A 21,878-nucleotide genomic window follows, 5' to 3' on the forward strand; every position below is an offset into this window, starting at 1 on the left:
TCACCCTGACGGTGCCCTCTCGAACTGGACGATAGAAGCCTGAAGAACCTCTATCTTTCCAGCTCGCGGGGGCATCATCGCATCCGGGCCCTCGTGCTCACATCAATCCCATCGGTGGATCAGGGCTAAGGCAGCCGCGAGATCGGGTAGATATTCATCAGGATCTACTTCAGCCAGGCTGCGTGACGTGTCGGCCAGCGATCGAGCGGCGGCGATGGCATCGGGCCTCCTCGTCGCCAGCTGGTGCCGGATAGCGGCCGCCCGCTCCTGCGGTATCCGGGATTGTTTGTGCCGCCGCAGGTTTGCCAGGGTGGTCGCGAGGTTCTCCAACGAGTTGGCTAAGTCGGCCAGCTGGTTGTCCTCGTTCCCGTCGGCCAGCTTCTCGCGAATGGCGACCGCTTCCTCGATGCATCTCAGCGCCTGCTTGTCGCGCCGCAACGACGACAGCGTGCTGCTCAGGTTGTTCAGGCACTTGGCCAGCAGCGGCAGGTAGGAGGCAGGCCGGTCAGCGGCTAGAAGGCGGGCCACGGCGACGGCTTCCTCGCCCAGGACGGCTGCCTCCCTACGGTGCGCGTCCGACGGCCGACCAGCGAAACCGAACAGCTGGCCAGCGAGGTTGTACAGCGACTGGACCAGGAATTGCCGGTTCGCGCCCGGGTTGATTTCGACCAGAGCTCGATTGGTTGCCACGGCCTCCCGGAGCGCGGCCACAGCCTGATCATCTTGCCCCAGTTCCGACAGCCGCATACCCAGGTTGCTGAGCGAGATCGCTAGGGGGACCTGGTAGGCGTGCGGGTTGATCTGGGCCAGACGCCTGCGGATCGCCAGCGCCTCCTCGGTGGCGGCCAACGCCTCCTCGCGCCGGTCCAGGTGTGGCAGCACGCCACCGATGTTGTTCAGCGAGGTCGCAAGATCGGATAGGAAGCGGGCCGGATCGGCTTCGGCCAGGGTGCGGCGGATCGCTAAGGAATCGCGCAACGGGCCGAGCCCCTCAAGGGGACGTCCCGCCATGTCTAGCCGCAGGCCAAGGCTGTTGAGCGCGGTGGCAAGGTCTGCCAGGGGCGCCTGGGGATCGGTGTTGACAAGGGCGCGGTAGACGGCCACAGACTCCTCGGCAACCGCGATGGCTTGCTGCATCTGTCCCGGGTCGGACAGTGCCCGCCCGAGCATGTAGAGCGTGGAGGCCAACTGTGGCAGGTAGGCGCCATCGACGTCGGCCAGCCGTCGATAGATCGCAGCGGCCTGCTCGATCGCGGCGAGAGGCTCGGTGCGCTGGCCCAGCCCGACCAGCGCGCGACAGTGCTGATAGAGCGCGGCGGCCAGGTCCGGGTCGGCCGCTCCGGGGTCGGTTTCGGCCAGTGCGCGCAGGGTCGCGACCGCCTGACCGGCCGCGACGCCGGCACGCTGGTGCAATCCTGCATTCGCCAAGCGTCGGGCGAGTGTGGTGTGCAGCTGCGCGCGGGTGACGGGGTCGGTGGTGCTGGCCAGCTGGTGTGCGGTCAGTCGTTCGGCGATGGCGGCGACGCCAAGGTCCAAGTCGGCCTGCTGGTACTCGGGCAGGTGGGCGGCCACGGCTGCCAGCACGTCCGCGTCGAGGTCGTCGAGTTCGGCCAGCGCCGCCAGCGCGCCGCCGCCGGCGGCCGCGGCCAGCGCAGGGTTGGCGCGCAGCACGTCGGCGACGTGGCGGGCTACGTGTGGCCAGCGGCCCGGTGCCGCGGCGGCAGCCAGGAATGTCATGGCTCGCCTGACATGGGGCGCCGGTTGGTCGGCATCGTCACCTTCGCCGAAAGAGATCACCGTCACGGCGTCCGCGGCGGCCCAAGGAGCGGATGTGTATCCAGTGACCGAGTGACCCGGCAGCGCCAGCGCCAGGAAGTCCTCGGCGAGTCGGTCCGGGTACAGGGGCTCCAGGACGGCGCCGGGCTCTTCCGGCGGGTAGCAGGCGCGATGGTCTGTGAGTAGCCGGTCAGGATGACCGGGTAGATCAAGGGCGCGCAGAAGCTGAGCGCCGCCGCCGTGGCCCATGGGCCCGGTCAATGCGGCGGTGAACACCAGGCGGGCCATGACGGACGGCGGAGTGTCGTGCTCGGTGCCTTCGACCCGGTTCTGATACAGCTGCGTCCAGTGCCGGTGCTCGCGATCCAGCAGGTATACCGTCAACGCCACCGGATCAGCCGCCACGGTGTCTCCTCGTGCGCGGGCGTCGACGGCAACCAGAGCGGCCATGTGCACGTTCAACGTCAAGCCGAAATCGGGGTGGCCCAGCTCGGGCGGGGGCGCGATCCTGGAGGGGTCGGCCAACCCGTATCGGGCGGCGAAGGCGTCGCGAGCGGCGGCAAACATGTGGTGGCGGACGGCTGGCGCAGCGTGCCCAGGTAGCGGCCCGTGCAACTGGTCGCTGCAGTCAGCCGCCAGCTCGCTGAATGCGGCCCGAACCGCAGGCCACGGATACGCCGAACGCGCCAGCAGAAGCACCCGGGTTGGGACGTCGCGGTGAAGCATGGCGTTGCTCATCAGCCAGGTCAGATGCGACAGCGGCCAGCGATCGGCGTAGTCGACCACCAGCAGCAGTCCTGCGGCGTTGTCGGTGCGCATGTCCTGGCTGCCGGGCGGTAACTGGATCGAGCCGGGACCGTGAACCGCGGTGACCACTTTCCAGCCCTTGACGACGCTGGCATCCGCGAGCTCGGCAGCTAACCGGGTCTTGCCTGCGCCGCCAGGCCCGTGCAGCCACCTGACTGAGAGTCGGAGTCCCTGAACGTCCCGCCAGCGTGACAACTCGGCCAATTCCTGCTCGCGGCCGGTGAAGGCAACGACTCTGAAACGGGCGTTGAGCAGCCGGCTGGGCTGCGCGGGAAGGCCGGCGGGCAGAGGCACAGGCGTCGGACGATATTCCGTCAACAGGTAAACGGGACCGCGATCCTGAAACACGTGCAGATCGGCGTTGATCACTCCGTAGCCGTAGCCGGTTTCGACCCGGACAACCTGCGTGACGGAGGTGGGTGTCCCCAACGCCCACGAGTGGGCGTTAGCTTGGCTCAACCTGTTCACCCGCCGCCGGCTCAAGCCCAGTCCCGCGAGCGGACGTGCCTGACGACTGCTGATGTACCACCAGGTTCCCGCCCTGGACAGCGAACACGTGGCCGTGATCCCGGGCAATGTTGGTTTGCACCCACGTACGCTGACCCTGCGGCAGCTGATCTTGGATCGAGGTTATGAGGGTACGCAGCTCCTCGACGATGTCGGGGTCGCTGGCAAGTAGCGACTCCAGTTCGACTTCCCATGCGGCGGCCAACCGCCGCCTCGTTGCGTCCATGTCCACGGCCGAGGCAACCTGCCGTGCGTGCCGCTCAAGCTGAGTCTCGACCACCTGTTGCTCCCGCAGCCCGGCACGGCCGAAAAGCCCGACAATGCCGTTCTTGGCCGCGTTCCACGCATCCGTGGCCATCGCGCCTACTACAGTTGTTGCACCAGCGGTCGCCAATGCCGCCAATGTCTCGGGCACCATGTAGCCCTCCTCATGCGTCGGAGCCATCCCCGATCAGCACACGAAGCCAAATCCAACTACGCAAACGGCGACGGCGGACTCCTGAACCAGTTGGGTCATATCATGACAGCAGCGCGCTCGTCGGCCCATCCATGCGCTGATGACCACGTAGCGGGGTGTGTCAACAACGGTGTAGCTCGTTCTGTTGGGAACTACCTGCGGCCTGCGGAAAGCCTCCTTCGAAGGCATCTCGAAGGCGTTGAGGGCGGGCTCCCGCCGCCGGCGACCCTGCCCCGTCCAATCCAGGCTCGTGACTGCCAGGTAGTCGCACTTCACCTGCTGGTATTGATCGCCCGGGCACTGCTTCCGGGTGATCGGGTTGACCGTCCCCGCGCTCGGCGCCGACGCAGCCCGCCGCGCCGCACCCGGGTTGGCAGCGCACGGCCAGTGGTGGCCGGGAAGGTACGCGGATCTGCCGTCGAGGGGGCGGCTCGGCCGAGCTACGGCCACGACCTCAAGCAGCGGCTCAGTCCGCAGGCGACGGCCGAGCTCGGTGGGTCGCGGTCCGGCCGTGTTTGTCAGGGCCGGTTGTGCACGAACCACGCGTCACCGGCGGGCAAGGCAACGGCGACCTCCCATCGACTCAGGTCGAGGTTCGGGGCGAGCGCCTTGAGCTGGCCGGCCGCGGTCCACGCCTCGTCACCCGGTGCCGGGCGACGACCCACCTGGAAGTGCAGCATCGTGCCCCACGACGCGACCAGGCGGGCGTGCCACCGGTGACGCCACTGTGCCAGCACCTCGGCGAGCATCCGCTGGTACTCCCGGGTGAGCGCACCGTAGAAATCCACCCAGTACCCCGAGCTGCGGACGTCGCTGGTGGGCAACAACATGAGCAGAACGCTGTCGGGCGTGTACCAGTAGTCGGTCTGCGTCACGAACCGCACGCGGCCAAGCACCCGGGCGTGCAAGTCGGCGTCGGCGAGCAACCGATCGTACAGCGCCCGCTCCAGCGCCTGGCGCGGAGTCGGCAGCGCCACATCCGACACCAGGGCCGTCAGGTCGCCGCTGGCCAAGCCACGCGCGTAGTATTCGACCTCGCCCTCGCCGACCTCGTCGTCCTCGCTGTGGTGGCGGTAGGCCAGCCAAGGTTCGGAAGACTCGGCCGCCTCGGCGAACGCGCGCAGCTCCGGTTCCGACGGACCTGGCTCGGGCTCGGGCCGGATCCTCAGCTCGTCGCCGAAGTCGTCGGTGACCATGACTGGCCGGCGTCCGATGACCGGCACCAGTGCGTCGGCAGCCTGCCAGGCCTCGTGCAGGCGATTGGGGTCGATGTCGGCGACGAGGACGGTGCCCGACGGGCCGTACCCGATCGGCAGGCCGGCCAGTGGTGTGCCGACGAACGCCGCTTCGATCTGGTCGAGGTCGTTTCGCACGGTGACAGTGTCTCCGATCATCGACGCGACGCGGCGTGGAGGTGGGTCCGGGTAGTCATCAGGATCCGGCGGGCAACGCGTGCAGCATCGCCCAGGTCTGCCCGAGAGCTTGCTGATGCGCGATTTACTGTATCCAGCGGGCAGGGTGTCGATGCACCGTTACGCTGGTCTGCGCTATGGGGCGCTGGATGGAGTCCGGGTGACACTCGCGGAAGTTTTCCAGCACGCGGACGGCACGCTGGACGGGGACGCGTACATGCTGATCCGGGAGCTGGTCGCGACCGGCGAACGTTCGATGATCGCGCCTGTGCGGGCCGCGTTGGAGCGCTACAGCGCCGATCGAAACTGGTACGGCCGCGACCTGATGGCACATCTCCTGGCCGGACTGGCCGGAACCGAGGCGTTCCCGCTGCTCCTGGACCTCTACGCCGATGCGATGCGCCGCGACGACGGTGATGACTGGGACTCTTTTGGCCAAGCCCTGTGCACCGTCATGCGCGCTGATCCCGCCGCCTGCCGGGCCATCATCCTGCCCCTGGTGACCGACCACGATCAGCACGTCCGTAGAGCTGCGCTCTGGGTAATCGGCTACGTCTTCGAGCCATCCGACATGGCCATGTTGCGTGAAGCGCTTGCTGGTCCCGAGCCGTGGATCCGGTTCACCGCCCTCGGCTCACTACCGAGCGTGAAGGACAACCCTGAGATCTACGACGTTCTTGTCGCGACACTCCGCGATCCGGACCAATGGGTTCAGCGCGAGGCCGTGCTCCTTCTGGCCTGGTCCGCTCCGTCGAAGATCGTTGATCACTTGATCCCGCTGATCTCCGAACCGGCCTTCTATGCCCGATCGGCGCTGGGCGAGGCGATCGGCCGCAGGGCAGCGAACTCCGATCGTATCCCCGCCGCGGCCGCCGCCCTGCGCCAACTGCTCGCCGACCCCGAGCCGTCGGTGCGTACCGGTGCCGTCCGCGGCATCGGTCTGCTGGGCGAGCCGCTCGACGCCCTCGAATCTATGGTGGACGATCCTGACTGGCAGGTCCGTTCCGCGGTCGCCGACGTCTCACGGTCAACCTGAAGCCCTGGCAGCCAGCAGCGGTCGTCCGCGTCGCCAAGCCGACGACGTACAACAGCTCACCCTTCCAACCGCTTCGATCGCGAGGTTGCCGTTTGGAGCGTTAGGAACCGATGAACTTCGCTGGAACCGCGCCAAGATCACGTGCGTACATGCGTGCTACTCCTCGGGTTTCTGTGGGTGGGTTGACGCGATGCGGGTGTCTTGACGCCTACAGCTACATGAGTAGAGTTAACGGCTGTGCAGCGGAACCGGCCCCCATCCCCGCAGACGGTCAACGTCCTGCTGGCGTTGGCCGCTGACCCGGCCCGGTGGCGTTACGGCTATGACCTGGGTACCGAGGTGGGCCTCAAGTCGGGTTCGCTGTACCCGATCCTGGTCCGGCTGGCCGACCGTGGCCTGCTGGAAACGTCCTGGCAGCCGGGCGTCGGCAGCCGCCCACCCCGCCACCTGTACCGGCTGACCGGCGCCGGGCGGGACTTCGTGGCCGCCCTGACCGCCACGCGCCGCGACTGTAAACCCGCCCGTCCCCACCGCCGTCTGAGTGAGGCGTGATGCCGTACTTCATCGTGTTTCTGGTGGCGCCGATCGCGGTGGCGATCGCGTTGTACCGCCGCAACCCGCGCCGGTTCCTCGATGGCCCGAGCGAGGACGCACCGCTGCGGTTGCTGCGCTGGGCGGTCAGCCTCCTGTCCCCCCAGCGGGCCGAGTGGGGCCAGGCCATGCTCGGCGAACTCGCCCACCTCGACGGGTGGTGGCGGCGGATGCGCTTCGCGCTCGGCTGTACCGGCGCCGCCCTGGTGTTGCCGCCCTGGGGCCGGGCCGCCGTCGGCCTGTGGGCGACGATCGTGGCCACTACAGCCAGCCTGATCATCTACACCAGCATGACCGTCCAGTACGGGCTCGGTGTCGGTGGCTGGATCACGCTCGCGGTCGTCGGGTTCATCTGCGCCGGGTACCTACTCGGTGCCAGCGCCCTGCTGCGCCGACCGGGTATCGCGCTGCCCGGCCTGCTCGGCGGCCTGTTCGCGACCCTGGCGGGACTCGCGCAGTCCGGGTTCACCCCGACCGACCTGGACACCTACATCGAGATCGGCTGGCACCGCGGAGTCACCGTCTTCGTCATACCCGCCGTCATCGGCGCTGCCGGTACCCTGTGGCGCCGTGACCCAGTCGCGGGCCGCCGCGTCGCCCGCCTGGCCGCCCTCAGCGGCGGACTGCTGCAACTGCTCTACGCCACCATCGCGGTCGCCATCCTCGGCGCCGGCGGCCCACCAGACGCCGACGGCGGCTACACCGTCACCGGTACCGTCAGCGACCGCCTCGGCAACAACGTCGTCCACCTCGTCGTCGGCACGCTGATCATCGCGCTGGTCGGCTGGGCCGCCGCCGCCCTCGCCGGCTACCCGGTACGCCGCCCGCCCGCCCCGGCCGCGCCGCTGGCCGCCGACCCGATCCAAGGGGCCTGAACACCATGACCACACCGCAGCCAGAGTCGACCAACCAACACACGCCGGTCACGCGACGCCGCCGAGCGATCCGCCTGACCCTGCTGATCCTCGCCATCGCAGTCCTCACAGCGCTGGCCGCCAGCCTCCAACTACGCGGCCGCTAGGCCGCAATCACCGGCACCGACAACCACGTGGTTGATCCCTAGGTTCGCATTGCTGGACCAGCCCGTTCCGTGGAGAGGACGCACGTGCGCGTCACCACCGCGTTCAACCGTGTCCTTAAGCTGCCTGGTGCCTGGGTGGATCAGGTGTCGTTCACTGATGTCGGGATCGTGATCGGGCTACGCCGCCGTACTCGGCTGTTGACTTGCCCGTGCGGGTGGCGTACCCGGTCCCGGTATGACAGCTCGCGACGGCGGTGGCGGCATCTGGACTTCGGCGCGTGCAAGGTGTTCCTGGAAGCCGACGTGTACCGCATCGACTGCGGGGCTTGTCTTCGGGTGCGTACCGAGCAGGTACCGTGGGCGCGACCCAATGCCAGGCACACCAGCGACTTTGAGGACTTGGTGGCGTGGCTGGCGCAGCGGATGGACAAGACCGCCGTATCGAGGCTGCTGCGCTGTTCCTGGGAGGCCGTCGACCACATCGTGACCCGGGTCGTGGCCGAGCACATCGACGACAACCGCCTGAACGACCTGTTCCGTATCGGTGTCGATGAGATCTCCTACCGGCGTGGCCGGCGGTTCCTGACCATCGTCGCCGACCACGACACCGGCCGGGTTGTCTGGGTCGGTAAAGACCGTAGCCAGAAAGCGTTCGAGGAGTTCTTCGACGCCCTCGGCGAGCGGACCGCCGCGGTCGAGGCGATCACGTTGGATGGCAGCAGCATCTTCAAATCCGTCGCCGAACAGCGCATCCCACGCGCCCGGATCTGCCTGGACCCGTTCCACGTGATCGGTTGGGCCAACGAGGTCGTCGAGTCCACCTACCGAGCCGAAGCACCCCACTTCCCGATTGGCGATCGGCAGGGCCGGCCCAGCCGCCGCGAATGGCGCCGCGCCCGCTACGCGGTGCGAGCCGGGGCCGAACGCCTCGACGAACGCCACCAGACCATCCTCAACGGCCTGCGCCGGCACAGCTACCGGCTCTGGCGCGCCTGGGAACTCAAAGAACAACTACGCGACTTCTACCGCATCATCGACCCAGCCGATGCCCGCGCCTACCTCAACCAGTGGTGCACCGCCGCGCTACGCAGCCGCATCCCCGCCTACCACACCCTCGTCGGCCGCATCCGCAAGCACTTCGACGCGATCGCCTCCGCGGTCGAACTCGGCCTGTCCAACTCCCGCCTGGAAGGCATCAACGCCAAGATCCGACTCATCCAACGCCGCGGCTACGGCTTCCGCGACCTCGACGCCCTCACCGCGATGATCTACCTCTGCCTCGGCGGAATCACCATCACCCTGCCCACCGACCCGCGTCCAGGCGCATGACTGCGCGCAGGGGCCACTGCGAATGTCACTTGCCGATGCGCCGCTGACGGATCCGCTGGATGCGCGCCTGGGCCGCGGCGGGCTCGTCGATTCCCAGCCGGACTCTGCGCCGTAGCCGATACTCAACGACCTCGGCCAACGGCGCGTCGCGGAACTTGCGCCACCGCTTGGTCATCCACATCGACTTCTTGGCCAACAGCTTCGCTTCAGCCTGCTCGGCCGCCTCATCGATCCTGATACCCGTCGCGCTCGCGAGGACCTGGTGCTCGCGGTGCCGGTCGGCCCGGTTCGGGGTGCGCCTGTTACGCCGAATGTTCTTACGCGAACTCTTGTCGTTCTCGCCGTAGGCGTTACGGCGGTCCTTCGCGTAGCTCAACGCCTTCTGCTCCTGCGGACTCCTACGAGCCATCCCTCACCCCCTCACCCGGCCAAGTCAACGGGCCGACGATAAGCGACCCGAACCCAGGCCGTACAGGAGGTTTCGCCCACGACCGACTCCGAGTCACCCACGAAAAGCCGCGGAGTAGCACATGCGTACGACCTGACGCACGTTTGTCGGCCCCCAGCCGCTCATCGGCCAGGACCGGAAGCCGTCGACCTTGCGGGCTTGCTGGGTCAGCTGACGGTGCGGAGGGCAGGCCAGATCGTCGTCCATGGGGCGCTGATGCCGGTGCACACCGTGACCGGGACGCCCTGTTCGCTGTTGTCGATTCCGAGCCGGTTGTCGATATGGGCGACATCCCGGCAGCCGGTGAAGTACCGGGCCCAGTTGGTCGGTCGCCAATCCCCGACGTGGACCACGACAGTGCGCTCGGCGGGTGGGGGTCCCCAGGTCCAGTAGGAATTGTGACCGGAGTAGACCGGCGGCAGTCCCTTGCCGAGGAGGATGAGCGGGCTGGCCTCGCTGTAGTCATTGCTCAGGATCACCGCATGGTCGCGCTGCGCCGGGGGTAGTCCGGCCACGATCTGTTCCACGGTCGCGACGAACTGCGGCCAGCCGATCTGGTTGGCCACGTCGGGCACCGTGGCCGGCAGGGTGGTCTTGGCGTAATCGGCGACCGGCAGGACCGGCAGGGTCAGGATCGCGATCAGCCCGCCGGAGGCGACGGCCGCCGCGGCGAACCCCCCGGTCTTGAGCCGTCGATGGCCCCGGGCAATCCACCCGTCCAGGACGATCCCGCCTGCCGCTATGAACAGCGAGACGCTGCCGATCACGTAGTACGCCTTGCCGCCACTGACGAGGTCCAGGGCCATGGCCACGAGGGCGGCGAGTCCGAGCGGTCGCCACGGCGCGGCCGCCCTCGACCCCAGCACCCAGACCAGGCCCGCGATGCAGACCGGGAACAGCAAGGGACCGCAGAACAGCCACAGGAACGGTAGGACCTGGGCCCGGTTCGTCGCCGCGTACCCGGCGATCCGCGAGGCCATCGTCAGCTGCGGCCAGCCGTTCATAGCCTGCCACGCCAGGTTCGGCGCCCACATCACGGCTGCGATCACGACCGCGGTCCACACCCACGACGAGCGGACGACTTCCCAGCGCCGGCACAGCAGTACCCCGACGGCGAGCCCCGCGGCGAGGAACAGCAGTGTGTCCTTGTTCTCCAGCCCGATGCCCGCGCTCACCCCCACCGCCACCCACAGCCGCCGGTCCCCACCGGCGAGCAGCCGCACCAGCAACCAAATCACCACCGCCCAGATCAGCAGGTCCGGCTCGGTGGTGGTGTGGAGATGCCCGGCGGCGAGATACCCCGAGACGCCGGCCGTCACCGCGGCCAGCACCTGCGCCCGGCGCGAGCCACCCAGATCACGGGCGATGAACCCCACGATGATCACGACCAGGGCCATCTCCAGTGCCGGCAGGGTCCGCACCGCCGTGGGTGAGACCCCCAAGACCGCGACCGACGCCGCCGACAGCAACGGCGTCAGCGGCGGCTGATCCACATACCCGAACGCGGGATGCTGCCCGGCCACCACGAAGTACATCTCGTCGCCATGGAAGCCGTACGCCGGCGACAGGCTGAGCAACCCGGCGACCATCAGCCCGGCCACCAGCCACACCGGCCGTGGCACCGCCCACCATCGGGAACCCCCCGGCGTGCTCGTCACCACGCTCATGCCGATGTGTGGATGCTGAAACGAGGACATGTGCGCGTCCGGCGGCAGTGCCATGTCAGGACCGCTGCCGTTGGCTCGAAGCACACGACGCCAGGGCAGCGGACGTCGCTATCGCGGCCGCGCCTGCCGCCCAGAAGAGTGGCAGCCAGTCCTGGATCGACTCGAGGTCCAGGTGGACCCGAATGACGGCCAGCATGACCAGCGCCAGCGGCACGGTGGTGGCCAGGACGCTGATGCGGGTGTATCCGAATCGGATCAGCAATGGGAGCTGGATCGAGATGTTGACGGCGAACAGCGCCCAGGACAGCGTCAGCAGCGTTGCCAGGCTACGACCGCCGAACGCCATGTGCTGGGCCTGCGCGAGGAGAGCGGCCAGGGCTGTACCCGTGATGACGATGGCGAAAAAGCTCATCAGGGCCCAGGCGTAATGCCCGAGCAGCACCGCGCGGCGAGACAGGGGCAGGACGGCGTACAGCGTCTGCAGGTCCGCCTTGTCGGCGACCAGGAACGGCTGTGCGGCGACCAACGGGGCGAGCAGCAGCGCGAGCGCTGGTAGGAGACCTACCAGGCTGCGGGAATCAATCAGGACGATCACGCCGAACACCAGTAGGCCCTGCGTCCGGTACGGCGCAACGGTGCGCAGGTGGAGCACGGTCATGCGGGCGACGGCGGTCATGCGAACTCCTCGTGCCGGCCGTTGGGCACTCCTGCCGCTGGTTTCCTTGACGACAATCCGATGTGGACGGCGATCTCCTCCAGTGTGGGGACCTCAACGAGGACGCCCCCGCCGAGAAAGTCGGCCTCTTCGGTGCGGACCAGAGCCTGCGCCCCGCTCGATGACTCCTTGACGCCGATCAGCTCGACGCCGACAAGGTCCCTCAGATCGTGGGGCCCGCCCCGCACAACCCGGTAAGCATCCAGGATCTCGTCCTTACTGCCGGTTCGGACGATGCGACCGCCATGAATGAGCGTCACGTAATCGCCGATGCGATCCAGGTCGGCGGTGATGTGCGTCGAGAACAGGACGCTGTGCCCCTCGTCGAGCAGGAAGTCCCCGATGATACCGACGAGCTCATCGCGGGCCACGGGGTCAAGGCCACTGGTCGGCTCATCGAAGACGAGCAGCCGCGCCCGATGCGACAGCGCCACGGCGATCATCAACTTCATCGCCATACCGCGCGACAGGTCCTTGACCTTCGCCCGCAGATCCAGGCCGAACTCCTCGAGCAACTGTCGATAGCGGACGGCGTCCCACCGGTCGTAGAAGGGCCGCAGCGTCCGTTCGACCTCGGAAAGCCGCCAGTCGCCCACGAGATAGGTGTGGTCGAGCACCACCCCGACGTCCTGGCGGAGCGCGACCGGCCCGGGCACCCGGTGGCCCAGCAGCTCGATATCGCCGGTCTCGATCCCGCGCATGCCCAGCAGGCAACGGATCGTCGTCGTCTTGCCGGCCCCATTCGCACCGATCAGACCCATGACATAGCCGGTCGGCAGCTCGAAGCTCACATCACGCAACGCGAAGCCGTTGCCCACCGCGCAGCCCACGCCACGTAGGGCGAACGCGAGATCGCTGGTCACCGTCGCATCCCCTCCTGAGCTGAGGCGTACTCGTGCTCGGCCTGTATTAATCCGTCCAGGATCTGGATGAGATCTTCACGGTCGAGGCCGGCCCGGAGGGCGGCGTCCAGGGCGGTCTGCAGGCCGTCCTCCACCCGGCGCAGCAGCTGCTCACGTACGAGCGCCGAGTCCAGCGGCAGGACGTAGGCGCCCTTGCCGGGGACCGTTGCGATGAACCCCTCGGCGGCCAGCTCCGCGTAGGCGCGGGTGGTGGTGATGATGCTGATCCGCAGATCACGAGCAAGTGCCCGCACGGAGGGCAGAGCGCTGCCCTCAGCGAGTTCCCCTGACAGGATGGCCGTACCGACCTGTTCCTTGATCTGCTGATAGAGCGGCACGCCAGCGCTATTGGACAGCACCACCCGCACGAGAGCCCTCCGTTCCTCTTCGCCTGTACATGTACACTATATACAGTCGGAACGGTAGTTACACAAGCGGGCTGTCGGGCCCAGTGACGGCGCGCCGGAAGGTCATGACACAGTCATCCCTGCGACAGCGCCTCACCAAGCCCTGGCTGCCAAGGGTCAGGACGAAGTGGCTACCGAAGCTGGCCGTACGGGACAACATCGGTGCTCGGGGCGGTCCCGCACCGCTCCGTGGGGATGACGACCCGAGGGCCGACCGGGCTGGCGCCGGCCGCGACGGCCGCGGGTCTTTCCGATTCCGACTCGGGCTCGGGTTGGGGCTCGGGCTCAGGTGTTGTTATCGAGGGCATGGTGGACGGCGCCGGTTGACTGGTTGGCGCAGATGCCTACGACGACCGCGTCCGCCGCACTGCGCTGGGTCAGGACAGACGCACGACTCTCGGCATGTGCGCTGCCGCTCGAGCAGAGTGCGTTCCGCTACTCGGCGGCGAGAGCACCGAGTGTGGGCCACGGCGGACCTTGGCGGAGCAAGGTAAGGATGTTTCGGCCGTGTTGGTGCCCATCCGGGAACTCATCGAGGATGTCCCAGCGCCAGGCCGCGACCATCGCAAGCACGAGCCGTCGACATTCCGCGAGCAGAACTTGATCGAGGTCCGGATAGCGCGCGCTGACCTCCTCTGGCACGTGGGCAACATCAAACTCGATGGGTCCACGGCAGCAGGTCTCGAAGTTGATGAACAGCAGGCCGTCGCGGGTGTTGAGGAGGTTGCCGGGATGCGGCTCTCCGTGCAGCAGTTGCTCGGCGGCGCCGCGGCTGTGGGTCCGTTCACGGGCGTTCTGCAGCGTGCTGAGGAGAAGATGCCGGTCGGCCTCAGCGAGCGCGGGGGTTTCGTCTCGTTGCGTGACCAGCCGTTCAGCCTCGACGACTCGGTCCAGGAAGTGCGGGGATGTGATCTCGACGCCTCGCATGCGGGTGTGCAGGCGTTGGAGCACGTCTGCGTATGCGCCTGGCCAGTCCAGGTCGGGAGCCACGACCTCGTAGTAAGTCCACAAGGTCACGGCGAAGCCGTCGCGTTCGTAGACCCGCGGCTCGACGTGAGGCGCCAGCGCTGCGACGGGGCTCGCGGTTCCTGCGAGTCGCAGAGCGAGCTCAACCTCAAGCGCGGCTACCTCTTGCCCTATCAGTGCTACTCGAGCGAAGACGTCACACGGCAACAGATGTAGAGCGAGCTTGTTCGAATTCTGAATCACGACTGCGTCGTCGACCTGCAGATGCAGCTGTGCGGCCAATGCCGTCGCTGCGAGCATCGCACGCGAAACGAACTCCGCCTTCACAATGTGAATCCTCGCACCTGCTCGCTCATCGGCATGAGTGCGCACCGCTTGCACCACTGTGCTGACTACACACAGTAGGCGGGGCGGGCGACCTACTCGATCATGGTGGGGCCAGCTATAACCGGCCCGTCCGTGAGGGGCCAGCCTTGTCCGTCATGGCCAGTTGGCAGACCGGGCTTACCGGCTTTCCTCGCGGGGCTGATCATCTCCGGCATCACCTCGCCCGTCGGGGTGTCGGCGCCGTATTCCTGCTGCTGGTCCAGCTCGGTCTGCTGCACGTCCCCCGCCCAGTGATCACGCCGACCAACTTGCTGAGCTAATCCAAGGTATTGCGCCAATCCGGGGCTTGAGTTCTCGCCGCCCCGGCAACTGAGCCAGGGTCCAGAACCACTGATCTTCATAAGCCGAGTGTGACCGGGTCGGAGGGTATCCCGGACGTAAGCAAGTCGGTCAGCGGTGTGGCAAGGTCACGGGGCGAAAACAAGTCAGGTCCGGTGTAATTGGTGATCTCAGAGAGCTGCCACCATCGAAAGGCGGCGATGTGCTCGGCGGCGAGTTGGTCGTCGGTGAACTCGCCTTGGGGCTCGAAGTGGGTGGCGCGGATGAGGAAGTAGTCGTTGACGATGCCGTCGAAGCCGGGCGCATGATCTGCGGCAACGACTACTTGATGCCAGACGTGCGACGGATCGATGGCGGTGACGAAGCCGGTTTCCTCTCGCAGCTCACGGCGCAGCGCGGACAGCCCGTCCTCACCTGGTTCTATGCCGCCACCTGGAGCAGCCCAGACGGCCCGTGCTCCGTCCGGGACCGCCGGGTGGGGGAGAACGAATCGGCACAGCAGGACGCGGTCATCCTCGTCGAGGATGACCGCGCGGACGGAGGCTCGAAGGTTCAGCGACATGGCAGACTCCTGATGCTGTGCGCGTGGTAACGCAATGATCGACGTGAGACGCAGGGTAACGCTTCAACAGGCCCGATCCTTTGACGGTGATCGTCATTCTTGTCGGTCGGCTTCGCCGGCAAGGCTCGATGGGCGTCTCATGTGTGCTTCTCGGTCGAGCGCCGGGCAACCGCTGTGCCTGATCGGCGACTCCGGCACCGGCAAAACCAGCTGATCGGGTTGGGCACCGCCGCAGCTGAACACGGCCACCGGGTCCGCTACACCACCGCCGCCGCAGATGTCGGGGTACCTCGTTCTGGTTGAATGCGAGGGTGGTTCCGCGTGTCGTGAGCGGAACTCGAATTCGCGGGGTGACCATCGCCGGATGGCTACCGCCATCGATGTCTCTCCGGCTGGGCGGGCTCCAGGCCGGCCACCGCACGGTGGTCGGCCTTCGCCGCGTCCGGGCGCCGTCGCTGGGCGCATCGGACCGGCTCTGATCAGGCCGATGCGGCGTATCTGAAGAAGGTGACCTGCTGCGTCCAGCCGGAACGTGTCGTGTACGCCGGGCTCACCTTCGTCGTGCTGTGAAGATCCCTGTGATGGTGCTCTTCATGCCAGGGTTGGCATTCTCGACGCCGCGGCTGTACGTAAAGAGGTCGCCGGTCAGCGTCGTGCAGTCACCCGAGGTCGGGGCGAACGATCCGGTCCCCGCGGTCGACACCGGTATCTGTTGAGACGGCAGACCATCGATGGTCACTGTGATCGTGCCCGCCTGCCAGGTGATGGTGACAGCGTCGCCGGTGCCCCCCGGAATGCCGTGTGCGACGATGTGTCCGGTTGCCGGCCTGCCCGCGACCTTGCCTGCGACCTCGGTGTTCTGGGTGACCGTGCCGTCGACCACCTTGCCGCCCGATACCGTGATCTGGAAGTCGATGCTGCCGCCGGTGGCCGACATGCTTGTGTCCGTGCCCGTCGAGACCGTGCCCTTGACGTTGGCGGAGCCGGTCCACACCCCGTCCGAAAACGCCTTGCAGTCGGCCAGAGCATCAGCCGTTTTCTGGGCGGCCGTCGTGGCCGGGTCGCGCGGCGTACGAGGCTGTCCGGGCTTGTCGTTGCCGGAGCAGCCCCCGACCGCGACTACGAGAAAGGCGACGGTGACTGTACCCAGCCACCCGAGTCTCCGCCGCAGTGTCAGCATCCCGGTACCGCTCTGACGATCCATCAGACCCCTCCGTGTCCATCGAGCTGCCTTATCTGCTGCAGGTGGCACAGGTTCTCGGCCCGCGGCAGTGGGCGAGCCCGACCGCGAACGCCAACACCAGACCGGATGCGGCCGGTTGCCTCACGCCGAGCAGGTCCGTGCCTCCTGAGCAGAACGTCGATCTGGTGACTAGAATGACGTTAAGATAATTGCCGAGTCAGTCACAAGAGACCAGGAAGTCGAACAGGCGACAGTTGCAGGCAGCGCAGGCCCTGTGCCAGTCCAGACGGTCTGCGGCCGGACCTGGCAGGTTGGCTACGTGGTGAAACCCCGGTTGGTGCCGCGGTACAGGCCGGCGGGGTCGTCGTACCAGAGCCACACGTGCATGGTCACCGCGCCGTGGACCATCAAAGGTCCCGGCGGCAAGCCGTTCCTAGGCGGTGAAACGGCATGCGGGCTGATCCGCTAGACCAGCGCGCCAGGGGCAGCGGCGCAGGTCGACGCCGGCGCGGGAGGGCCCGCCTACATGGTGGACAGGGCGAGCGCGAAGACGCCCGCCGACACGGCGAGCAGCGCGCCGAGCGCTCCGCCCATGACCAGCAACGCCGGGCGGCTTCGCAGCCACAGCCGTAGCATCACGTACACCCCGGCCGCGCCGATCAGCGCCATCACCGCCAGGTACGACACGAACAGGAAGCTCGCCCCGATCAGCAGGCCGCCGACCGCCGCGGTGGCGCCCGCCCGCGCCGGCCCGACGTCGCGCAGCAGCGTGCCGTAGAGGACGGCCCCGGCCAGCAGTGCAGCGACGATGATCGTGCCCGGGAGCCAGGCGCGGGCGAGCGCGAGCATGAGCGCGAAGCTCGCGGCGACGCCGACGGCCGTGCCGACGCCCTCGAGCAGGGCGCGGGCCGGGCCGGCGGGGCGGAGCCGGACGATGGCCGCGACCCCACCGGCGTACGCGGCGATCAGGATGATCAATGCCACCAGGGCGAAGTCCACCATGCGGCCAGGCTACTGACTGCATGGGGCGGAGGCGGTGTCCACGATGGGCGGATGTCGTGAAGATCGACGTCTGCAGGCGCAGCGGCGCGGGCCACCGTCCGGCCGTTGCGCCTTGCCGCTAGAGCAGGCCGAGGCGGCGGGCGGTCGCGGCGGCCTCCATCCGGTTGGCGACCTCCAGCTTGGCGATGATCCGCGACACGTGCACGCTCGCCGTCTTCGGCGAGATGTACAGCCGCTCGGCGATCCGGCCGTTGCTGTACCCCTCGGTGACCAGCCGCAGCACCTCCCGCTCCCGCTCGGTGAGCAGCTGCGGGCCGGCCGGCGCGGGTGCGCCCCGGGCCCGCACGCCGGCCCGGCGCGCCAGCGTGGCGATCTCCTCCAGCAGCGGTCGGGCGTCGAGCCGCGCGGCCAGCTCGCCGGCCTCGTCGAGCGCCTCCTCGGCCAACGCGCGATCGCCCGCCCCGGCGGCCGCGCCGGCCAGCACGACCAGGGCCCGGGCCAGCGGATAGGGCTGCCCGTCGGCGCGCCAGGCGGTGACCGCGGCTCGCGCGGCGGGCACGGCCTCGCCTGGCGTGCGCCTGCCGTCGGCGGCGCGGGAGCCGGTGTCCAGCGTGGCCCGCATGTCCGCCGCGAACGCCCGCTCGGCGGCGTAGCGGATGTCGATGGTTTCGGCCACCGAGGCAACATCGTCCGGCGACAGGCCCGCGCCGGCGACGGCGACCCGCGCCGCCTCGGCCAGCAGCGGCCAGGCGTAGCGCGGCTGGTCGGCCAGCGCGGGCTCGGCGAGCCCGGCGCGGGCGACCCGAACCGCCTCGGCGAGGTCCCCGGCGGCGAGCGCCGCCTCGATGCCCAGGTGGTGCGACGGCAGGCGCAGCTGCGGCTCCAGGTAGGCCCGCGTGGAGAAGCGCAGCGCCCGGGCGGCCAGATCGCCTGCGCCCGCGTCGCCGCGGACCAGCCGGAGCCGGGCGCGGATCAGTAGCCAGTGCAGCCCGAGGGCGCCGGGCGGATCGATGCGTGCGGTCTGCGCGCACAACGCATCCGCCTCGTCCCACCGCCCGAGCGCGACGAGCGCCTCGGCCCGGTTGGAGAAGAGAAACGCACCGCTGGAGCGGCTGATGCCGAACTGCTCGGCCTCCGCCGCGCCGTCGGCGGCCGCCCGCTCCGAACCGGCGTAGTCGCCGATTTCGAAGAGCGAGTCGGACAGGTTCACCATCGCCTTGACGAACTGCGCGGCGTCGCCGATCGACCGGGCCAGCTTGGCGGCCTCGCGCAGCGGGGCGAGGCCGGCCTCGACCGACTCCTCGCGCCGGCAGATCCGGCCCGTCGCCAGGATGGCGGCCACCTTCACCCTCATGTCCTGCTGCCGCTCGGCCGCCGCGGCGACCTCGGCGGCGATGCGCGCCCCCTCGGGCCGGTCGAACCAGGCGAACTGCGAGGCGAGGTCGGCCCGCAGCATGATCTGGCGCCGCTCCTCGGGCGCCCGGCTGGCCAGCAGATACGCCTCGCGCCAGTCAGCGCTGCCGTCGTTCTTGCCAAGCTGGCGCTGCAGCCCGGCGCGCTGGTGCAGCAGGAGCGCGGCGCGCAGCGGCTCGGCGTCGTGGTCGACCTCGTCGAGCGCCACGCGGACCAGTGTCAGCGCGTGCATGTAGTCGCCGGCGGTGACGGTCGCGGTGAGCGTCTCCTCCAGTACGCTCAGGTGGCTCATGCCCAGCCGCTCGGCGGCGTCGGGCACCTGCTCCCACAGCTTGAGCACGCGCTTGAGCAGCCGGCTCTTCTCGGCGTACGCGTACCGCTCGCCGGCCGCAACGGCGGCCCGCAGCGTCGCGGTCAGCGCCCGCGGCAAATCGTTGGCCGCATACCAGTGGTGGGCCAGCTCGGCCGGCGCGTCGCCGGCCGGCACGAGATGCGGCCGCGCCTCGATGGTGGCGGCGTAGCGGGCGTGGAGCCGGGCATACTCGCCGGGCAGCAGGTCGTCGTGGACCGCCTCGCGGACGAGGGCGTGCCGGAACTCGTACCCGCCGTTCGGCTCGGCGACGAGCAGCTGCGCGGTGACCGCGACGCGCAGCGCCGCCTCCAGCTCGCCGTGGGGCAGCTCCGCGACCTCCGCCAGCAGCTCGTGGCCGATCCGGATGCCACCGGCGGCGGCGATCCGCAACACCCGCTGCGCCGTGTCGGGCAGCGAGTCAACCCGCGTCAGCAGCAGGTCGCGCAGCGTGTCCGGGATGTCGACGCATTGCTGCGGATCGCCGCAAGCGGCCAGCTCCTCGGTGAAGAACGGGTTACCCTGCGCCCGGTCGTGGATGCTGTCCACCGCCCGCGGCGATTGCTCCGCTCCGTACAGCTGGGCCAGAATCGCCGCCGTGCCGTCCCGGTCGAGGCGGCCCAGCTCCAGCCGCTCCACGTCCCGCACCCGGTCGAGTTCGGCCAGGAACGGGCGCAGGGGGTGTCCGCGGTGCAGCTCGTCGGACCGGTACGTGCACACCAGCAACGTCCGCGCGATGCGCGCCGAGCGCACCAGGAACGCGATCAGATCGCGCGTCGAGCGGTCCGCCCAGTGCAGGTCCTCGACCACGAACACCAGCGGCCGCTCGCCGGCCAGCCGGGCCAGCAGGCCGGCGACCAGCTCGAACAGCGAACCGCGCTGGGCGTCGACCACCGGCTCCGGCCCTACCGGCCCCAGCTCCGGCAGGAGCCGGGCGAACTCCTGCTCGTGGCCGGCGAATGCGGCAGGGCCGGCGGCGCGCAGCAGGTCGCGCAGCGCCGCCGCGAACGGCGCGAAGGGCGGCCCCTCCTCGCCGAGCTCCAGGCACTGGCCGGAGAGCACGTGGGCGCCCTCCGCCCGGGCCTGGCCCAGCAGCTCGCCGACCAGCCGCGTCTTGCCGACCCCGGCCTCGCCGCCCACCAGCACGGTGACGGACTCGCCGGCGCGGGCGTGCTTGAGCGCCTCGCGGAGGCGCTCGAGCTCGGGCTCCCGGCCGACGAGGGTTCTGCTGGAGGGGCGCACAGTCACCTGATCGAGCATGACATGCCCACCGCCGTTCATGGCATGGCCGGGGCGCGGCGGCGCGTCACGGCCCGCCAGAGCTCCCGTGGCCGGGCGGCGTGGCGGCTTACCCGGCCGGCGAGCGCGTCCGCGGCCGCCTCGGACCGCAGCCGCCGGCTGCGCTGGCGGTACAGGTCGAGGGTGATGTACGGGTCGGTGGTGAACATGTCGGCCTCCTCGGGGCTTCGTCGTGGCGCATCCGCCGACCTCGACTCTTCGCCCGAAGGCAGGCCCGCCGCATGCGGCGAGTGCCCGATCTTCCCGCGCCCGCGGTACCTTACGGGCCGCCCCGTCACCGCCGGACGGCCCGTAAGGTACTTACAATCGTGGGCGCGTCATGAGGGCGTTGTCGCGCGCCGCAGGACCCTGCCGGTAACAGCGAGTGACAGGCTCGTCGAGGTCGACGGCTTCCTGTCCTGCCGTCCTGCCGAAATAGCGTGCATCCGATCTTGGCAGCGAAGACCATCGGTCGTCGGCGCGGGCCTGCTGCCCGTCCGCGGTCGGGGACTCGTCGCCGTGCTCAGGACGATTCGGTCAGCCGGGCGCGGATGTTGGCGAGCCACGCGGCGACTTTTGGCGGGCAAGTGGTTCGCAGTCGCCACGGTCGTCCTTGGCGTCGCCGGAAGTCTCGGGCCACTCGCGCCGGTGGTAAACCTGTCGATCAAGCGCAACGACCAAAAGACCGCGGTCGAGGGAATGCAGAAGGCGGACCAACTCGCCCGGGAGTGGGCCGGGCTCGTTGAGCCGCAGGTGGCCAAGGTGACCCAGCCCGACCTGCACGACGCGCTCGTGACGCTGCTCGACCAGATACGGCAGTACACCACCTCGAACGGGATGAACGCGGGCAACGTGGCCAAAGCCGCCGACAACGTGAAGACGGCGCTCGGCAAGGTCTGCGCCTGACTCAGCGCGCGGCGGCACCGTGCAGGAACACCTTGGTCAGCGCCGCCGCGGCCGGGTCGGTGGCTTCGACGGAGGTCAGGCCGCGGACGACCGGGCGCCGGCCGCCGAATCGGTGAACAAGATCAGATGCACGGACATGCCGCGATCGCGCGCTACGGAACGTCACGACGGGTCGGGTCGCCCCCGACTCCCTGACGTGCCGATGAGCGGTCGGTAGAGGTCAGGCTCCGGCAACAACTCAGTAGCACCTGTCTGGGCGCACTGGGACTATTGCGCGCATGACGCAGAACGCGACATCGGCGGCGCAGGGGTGCATCTTCTGCGCCATTGTGGCGCGACAGGCCGAGGCCACCCTCTGTGCCAAGATCTCATGAGGCAGGTTTTGAACCTGCAATGTTGTTCTGAGGGCGAGTCTGGAGTTCATCTCTCGTGAGTTCGCTCGATGGTGTGCCGGATCCTGAGGTTCTGGTGAGGGCCC

The 21,878-nt window shown here is 68.8% G+C and carries 21 protein-coding genes; 6 read left to right on the plus strand and 15 right to left on the minus strand.

The features are described 5' to 3' along the window. Positions 1-102 precede the first annotated feature (102 nt). From ABD901_RS56340 to ABD901_RS56350, 3 genes are all read right to left on the minus strand, one after another. A complete protein-coding gene (locus ABD901_RS56340; RefSeq protein ID WP_345144225.1) occupies positions 103-2,952 on the minus strand; it encodes a tetratricopeptide repeat protein in 2,850 nt (949 codons plus the stop codon). Positions 2,953-3,028: 76 nt separating this feature from the next. Next, the gene (locus ABD901_RS56345; RefSeq protein ID WP_345144227.1) at positions 3,029-3,508 is read right to left on the minus strand and encodes a hypothetical protein; all 480 of its coding nucleotides are present in this window, start codon (positions 3,506-3,508) and stop codon (positions 3,029-3,031) included. Between the two features lie 557 nt (positions 3,509-4,065). Beyond that, on the minus strand, positions 4,066-4,920 hold the full coding sequence (locus ABD901_RS56350; RefSeq protein WP_345144229.1) for a hypothetical protein: 855 nt from the start codon (positions 4,918-4,920) through the stop codon (positions 4,066-4,068). Between the two features lie 199 nt (positions 4,921-5,119). On the opposite strand from ABD901_RS56350, the gene ABD901_RS56355 reads away from it, so the two are divergent. The 5 genes from ABD901_RS56355 to ABD901_RS56375 all read left to right on the plus strand — a co-directional run bounded on the left by ABD901_RS56355 (position 5,120) and on the right by ABD901_RS56375 (position 8,936). Further along, a complete protein-coding gene (locus tag ABD901_RS56355; protein WP_345144231.1) occupies positions 5,120-5,995 on the plus strand; it encodes a HEAT repeat domain-containing protein in 876 nt (291 codons plus the stop codon). 237 nt (positions 5,996-6,232) lie between these two features. Beyond that, positions 6,233-6,547 carry a PadR family transcriptional regulator gene (locus ABD901_RS56360; protein WP_345144233.1) on the plus strand — a complete coding sequence of 105 codons (315 nt, stop codon included), beginning with the start codon at positions 6,233-6,235 and terminating at the stop codon, positions 6,545-6,547. Continuing rightward, entirely contained in the window at positions 6,547-7,461 is a 915-nt protein-coding gene (locus ABD901_RS56365) for a hypothetical protein (RefSeq protein ID WP_345144235.1), read from the plus strand. The genes ABD901_RS56360 and ABD901_RS56365 overlap by 1 nt, the downstream gene beginning before the upstream one ends. Positions 7,462-7,466: 5 nt before the next feature. After that, the gene (locus ABD901_RS56370) at positions 7,467-7,607 is read left to right on the plus strand and encodes a hypothetical protein (protein ID WP_345144237.1); all 141 of its coding nucleotides are present in this window, start codon (positions 7,467-7,469) and stop codon (positions 7,605-7,607) included. Between the two features lie 84 nt (positions 7,608-7,691). Then, the gene (locus ABD901_RS56375; protein ID WP_345144239.1) at positions 7,692-8,936 is read left to right on the plus strand and encodes an ISL3 family transposase; all 1,245 of its coding nucleotides are present in this window, start codon (positions 7,692-7,694) and stop codon (positions 8,934-8,936) included. A 25-nt stretch (positions 8,937-8,961) separates the two neighbouring features. On the opposite strand, the gene ABD901_RS56380 is transcribed toward ABD901_RS56375, so the two are convergent. The 12 genes from ABD901_RS56380 to ABD901_RS56435 all read right to left on the minus strand — a co-directional run bounded on the left by ABD901_RS56380 (position 8,962) and on the right by ABD901_RS56435 (position 20,664). Continuing rightward, positions 8,962-9,312, minus strand: coding sequence for a hypothetical protein (locus ABD901_RS56380; RefSeq protein ID WP_345144241.1), 351 nt, complete (start codon positions 9,310-9,312; stop codon positions 8,962-8,964). Positions 9,313-9,551: 239 nt separating this feature from the next. After that, positions 9,552-11,105 (minus strand): glycosyltransferase family 39 protein, encoded by a 1,554-nt coding sequence (locus ABD901_RS56385; protein WP_345144243.1) that lies wholly within the window; start codon positions 11,103-11,105, stop codon positions 9,552-9,554. Position 11,106: 1 nt separating this feature from the next. Continuing rightward, on the minus strand, positions 11,107-11,727 hold the full coding sequence (locus tag ABD901_RS56390) for an ABC-2 transporter permease (protein ID WP_345144245.1): 621 nt from the start codon (positions 11,725-11,727) through the stop codon (positions 11,107-11,109). Beyond that, positions 11,724-12,629, minus strand: a complete 906-nt coding sequence (locus ABD901_RS56395; RefSeq protein ID WP_345144247.1) for an ABC transporter ATP-binding protein — start codon at positions 12,627-12,629, stop codon at positions 11,724-11,726. Before ABD901_RS56395 ends, ABD901_RS56390 begins: the two co-directional genes overlap by 4 nt. Beyond that, a complete protein-coding gene (locus ABD901_RS56400; RefSeq protein ID WP_345144249.1) occupies positions 12,626-13,036 on the minus strand; it encodes a GntR family transcriptional regulator in 411 nt (136 codons plus the stop codon). Before ABD901_RS56400 ends, ABD901_RS56395 begins: the two co-directional genes overlap by 4 nt. Before the next feature lie 474 nt (positions 13,037-13,510). Continuing rightward, positions 13,511-14,368, minus strand: coding sequence for a phosphotransferase family protein (locus tag ABD901_RS56405; protein ID WP_345144251.1), 858 nt, complete (start codon positions 14,366-14,368; stop codon positions 13,511-13,513). Positions 14,369-14,460: 92 nt separating this feature from the next. Continuing rightward, the gene (locus ABD901_RS56410) at positions 14,461-14,646 is read right to left on the minus strand and encodes a hypothetical protein (RefSeq protein ID WP_345144253.1); all 186 of its coding nucleotides are present in this window, start codon (positions 14,644-14,646) and stop codon (positions 14,461-14,463) included. A 119-nt stretch (positions 14,647-14,765) separates the two neighbouring features. Then, positions 14,766-15,269: an NUDIX domain-containing protein gene (locus tag ABD901_RS56415; protein ID WP_345144255.1), complete on the minus strand. Its 504-nt coding sequence runs from the start codon at positions 15,267-15,269 to the stop codon at positions 14,766-14,768. Positions 15,270-15,819: 550 nt separating this feature from the next. Further along, positions 15,820-16,473 carry a hypothetical protein gene (locus tag ABD901_RS56420; protein ID WP_345144257.1) on the minus strand — a complete coding sequence of 218 codons (654 nt, stop codon included), beginning with the start codon at positions 16,471-16,473 and terminating at the stop codon, positions 15,820-15,822. A 501-nt stretch (positions 16,474-16,974) separates the two neighbouring features. After that, positions 16,975-17,454, minus strand: coding sequence for a hypothetical protein (locus ABD901_RS56425; RefSeq protein WP_345144259.1), 480 nt, complete (start codon positions 17,452-17,454; stop codon positions 16,975-16,977). Between the two features lie 118 nt (positions 17,455-17,572). Then, on the minus strand, positions 17,573-20,464 hold the full coding sequence (locus ABD901_RS56430; protein WP_345144261.1) for a helix-turn-helix transcriptional regulator: 2,892 nt from the start codon (positions 20,462-20,464) through the stop codon (positions 17,573-17,575). A 29-nt stretch (positions 20,465-20,493) separates the two neighbouring features. Further along, on the minus strand, positions 20,494-20,664 hold the full coding sequence (locus ABD901_RS56435) for a hypothetical protein (RefSeq protein WP_345144263.1): 171 nt from the start codon (positions 20,662-20,664) through the stop codon (positions 20,494-20,496). A 406-nt stretch (positions 20,665-21,070) separates the two neighbouring features. Here ABD901_RS56435 and ABD901_RS56440 point away from each other — a divergent pair, with 406 nt between their 5' ends. Next, complete coding sequence (locus ABD901_RS56440) at positions 21,071-21,400, plus strand: hypothetical protein (protein ID WP_345144265.1); 330 nt, start codon at positions 21,071-21,073, stop codon at positions 21,398-21,400. Positions 21,401-21,878 lie beyond the last annotated feature (478 nt).

The organism is Dactylosporangium darangshiense (genome assembly GCF_039537565.1).
Lineage (GTDB): Bacteria > Actinomycetota > Actinomycetes > Mycobacteriales > Micromonosporaceae > Dactylosporangium > Dactylosporangium darangshiense.

Bases quoted from the DNA above. Each gene is read 5' to 3' on its own strand.
- ABD901_RS56345 (WP_345144227.1), bottom strand. From the start codon at position 3,508: ATGGTGCCCGAGACATTGGCGGCATTGGCGACCGCTGGTGCAACAACT.
- ABD901_RS56365 (WP_345144235.1), top strand. From the start codon at position 6,547: ATGCCGTACTTCATCGTGTTTCTGGTGGCGCCGATCGCGGTGGCGATC.
- ABD901_RS56370 (WP_345144237.1), top strand. From the start codon at position 7,467: ATGACCACACCGCAGCCAGAGTCGACCAACCAACACACGCCGGTCACG.
- ABD901_RS56385 (WP_345144243.1), bottom strand. From the start codon at position 11,105: ATGGCACTGCCGCCGGACGCGCACATGTCCTCGTTTCAGCATCCACAC.
- ABD901_RS56390 (WP_345144245.1), bottom strand. From the start codon at position 11,727: ATGACCGCCGTCGCCCGCATGACCGTGCTCCACCTGCGCACCGTTGCG.
- ABD901_RS56415 (WP_345144255.1), bottom strand. From the start codon at position 15,269: ATGTCGCTGAACCTTCGAGCCTCCGTCCGCGCGGTCATCCTCGACGAG.
- ABD901_RS56420 (WP_345144257.1), bottom strand. From the start codon at position 16,473: ATGGATCGTCAGAGCGGTACCGGGATGCTGACACTGCGGCGGAGACTC.
- ABD901_RS56425 (WP_345144259.1), bottom strand. From the start codon at position 17,454: ATGGTGGACTTCGCCCTGGTGGCATTGATCATCCTGATCGCCGCGTAC.
- ABD901_RS56435 (WP_345144263.1), bottom strand. From the start codon at position 20,664: ATGTTCACCACCGACCCGTACATCACCCTCGACCTGTACCGCCAGCGC.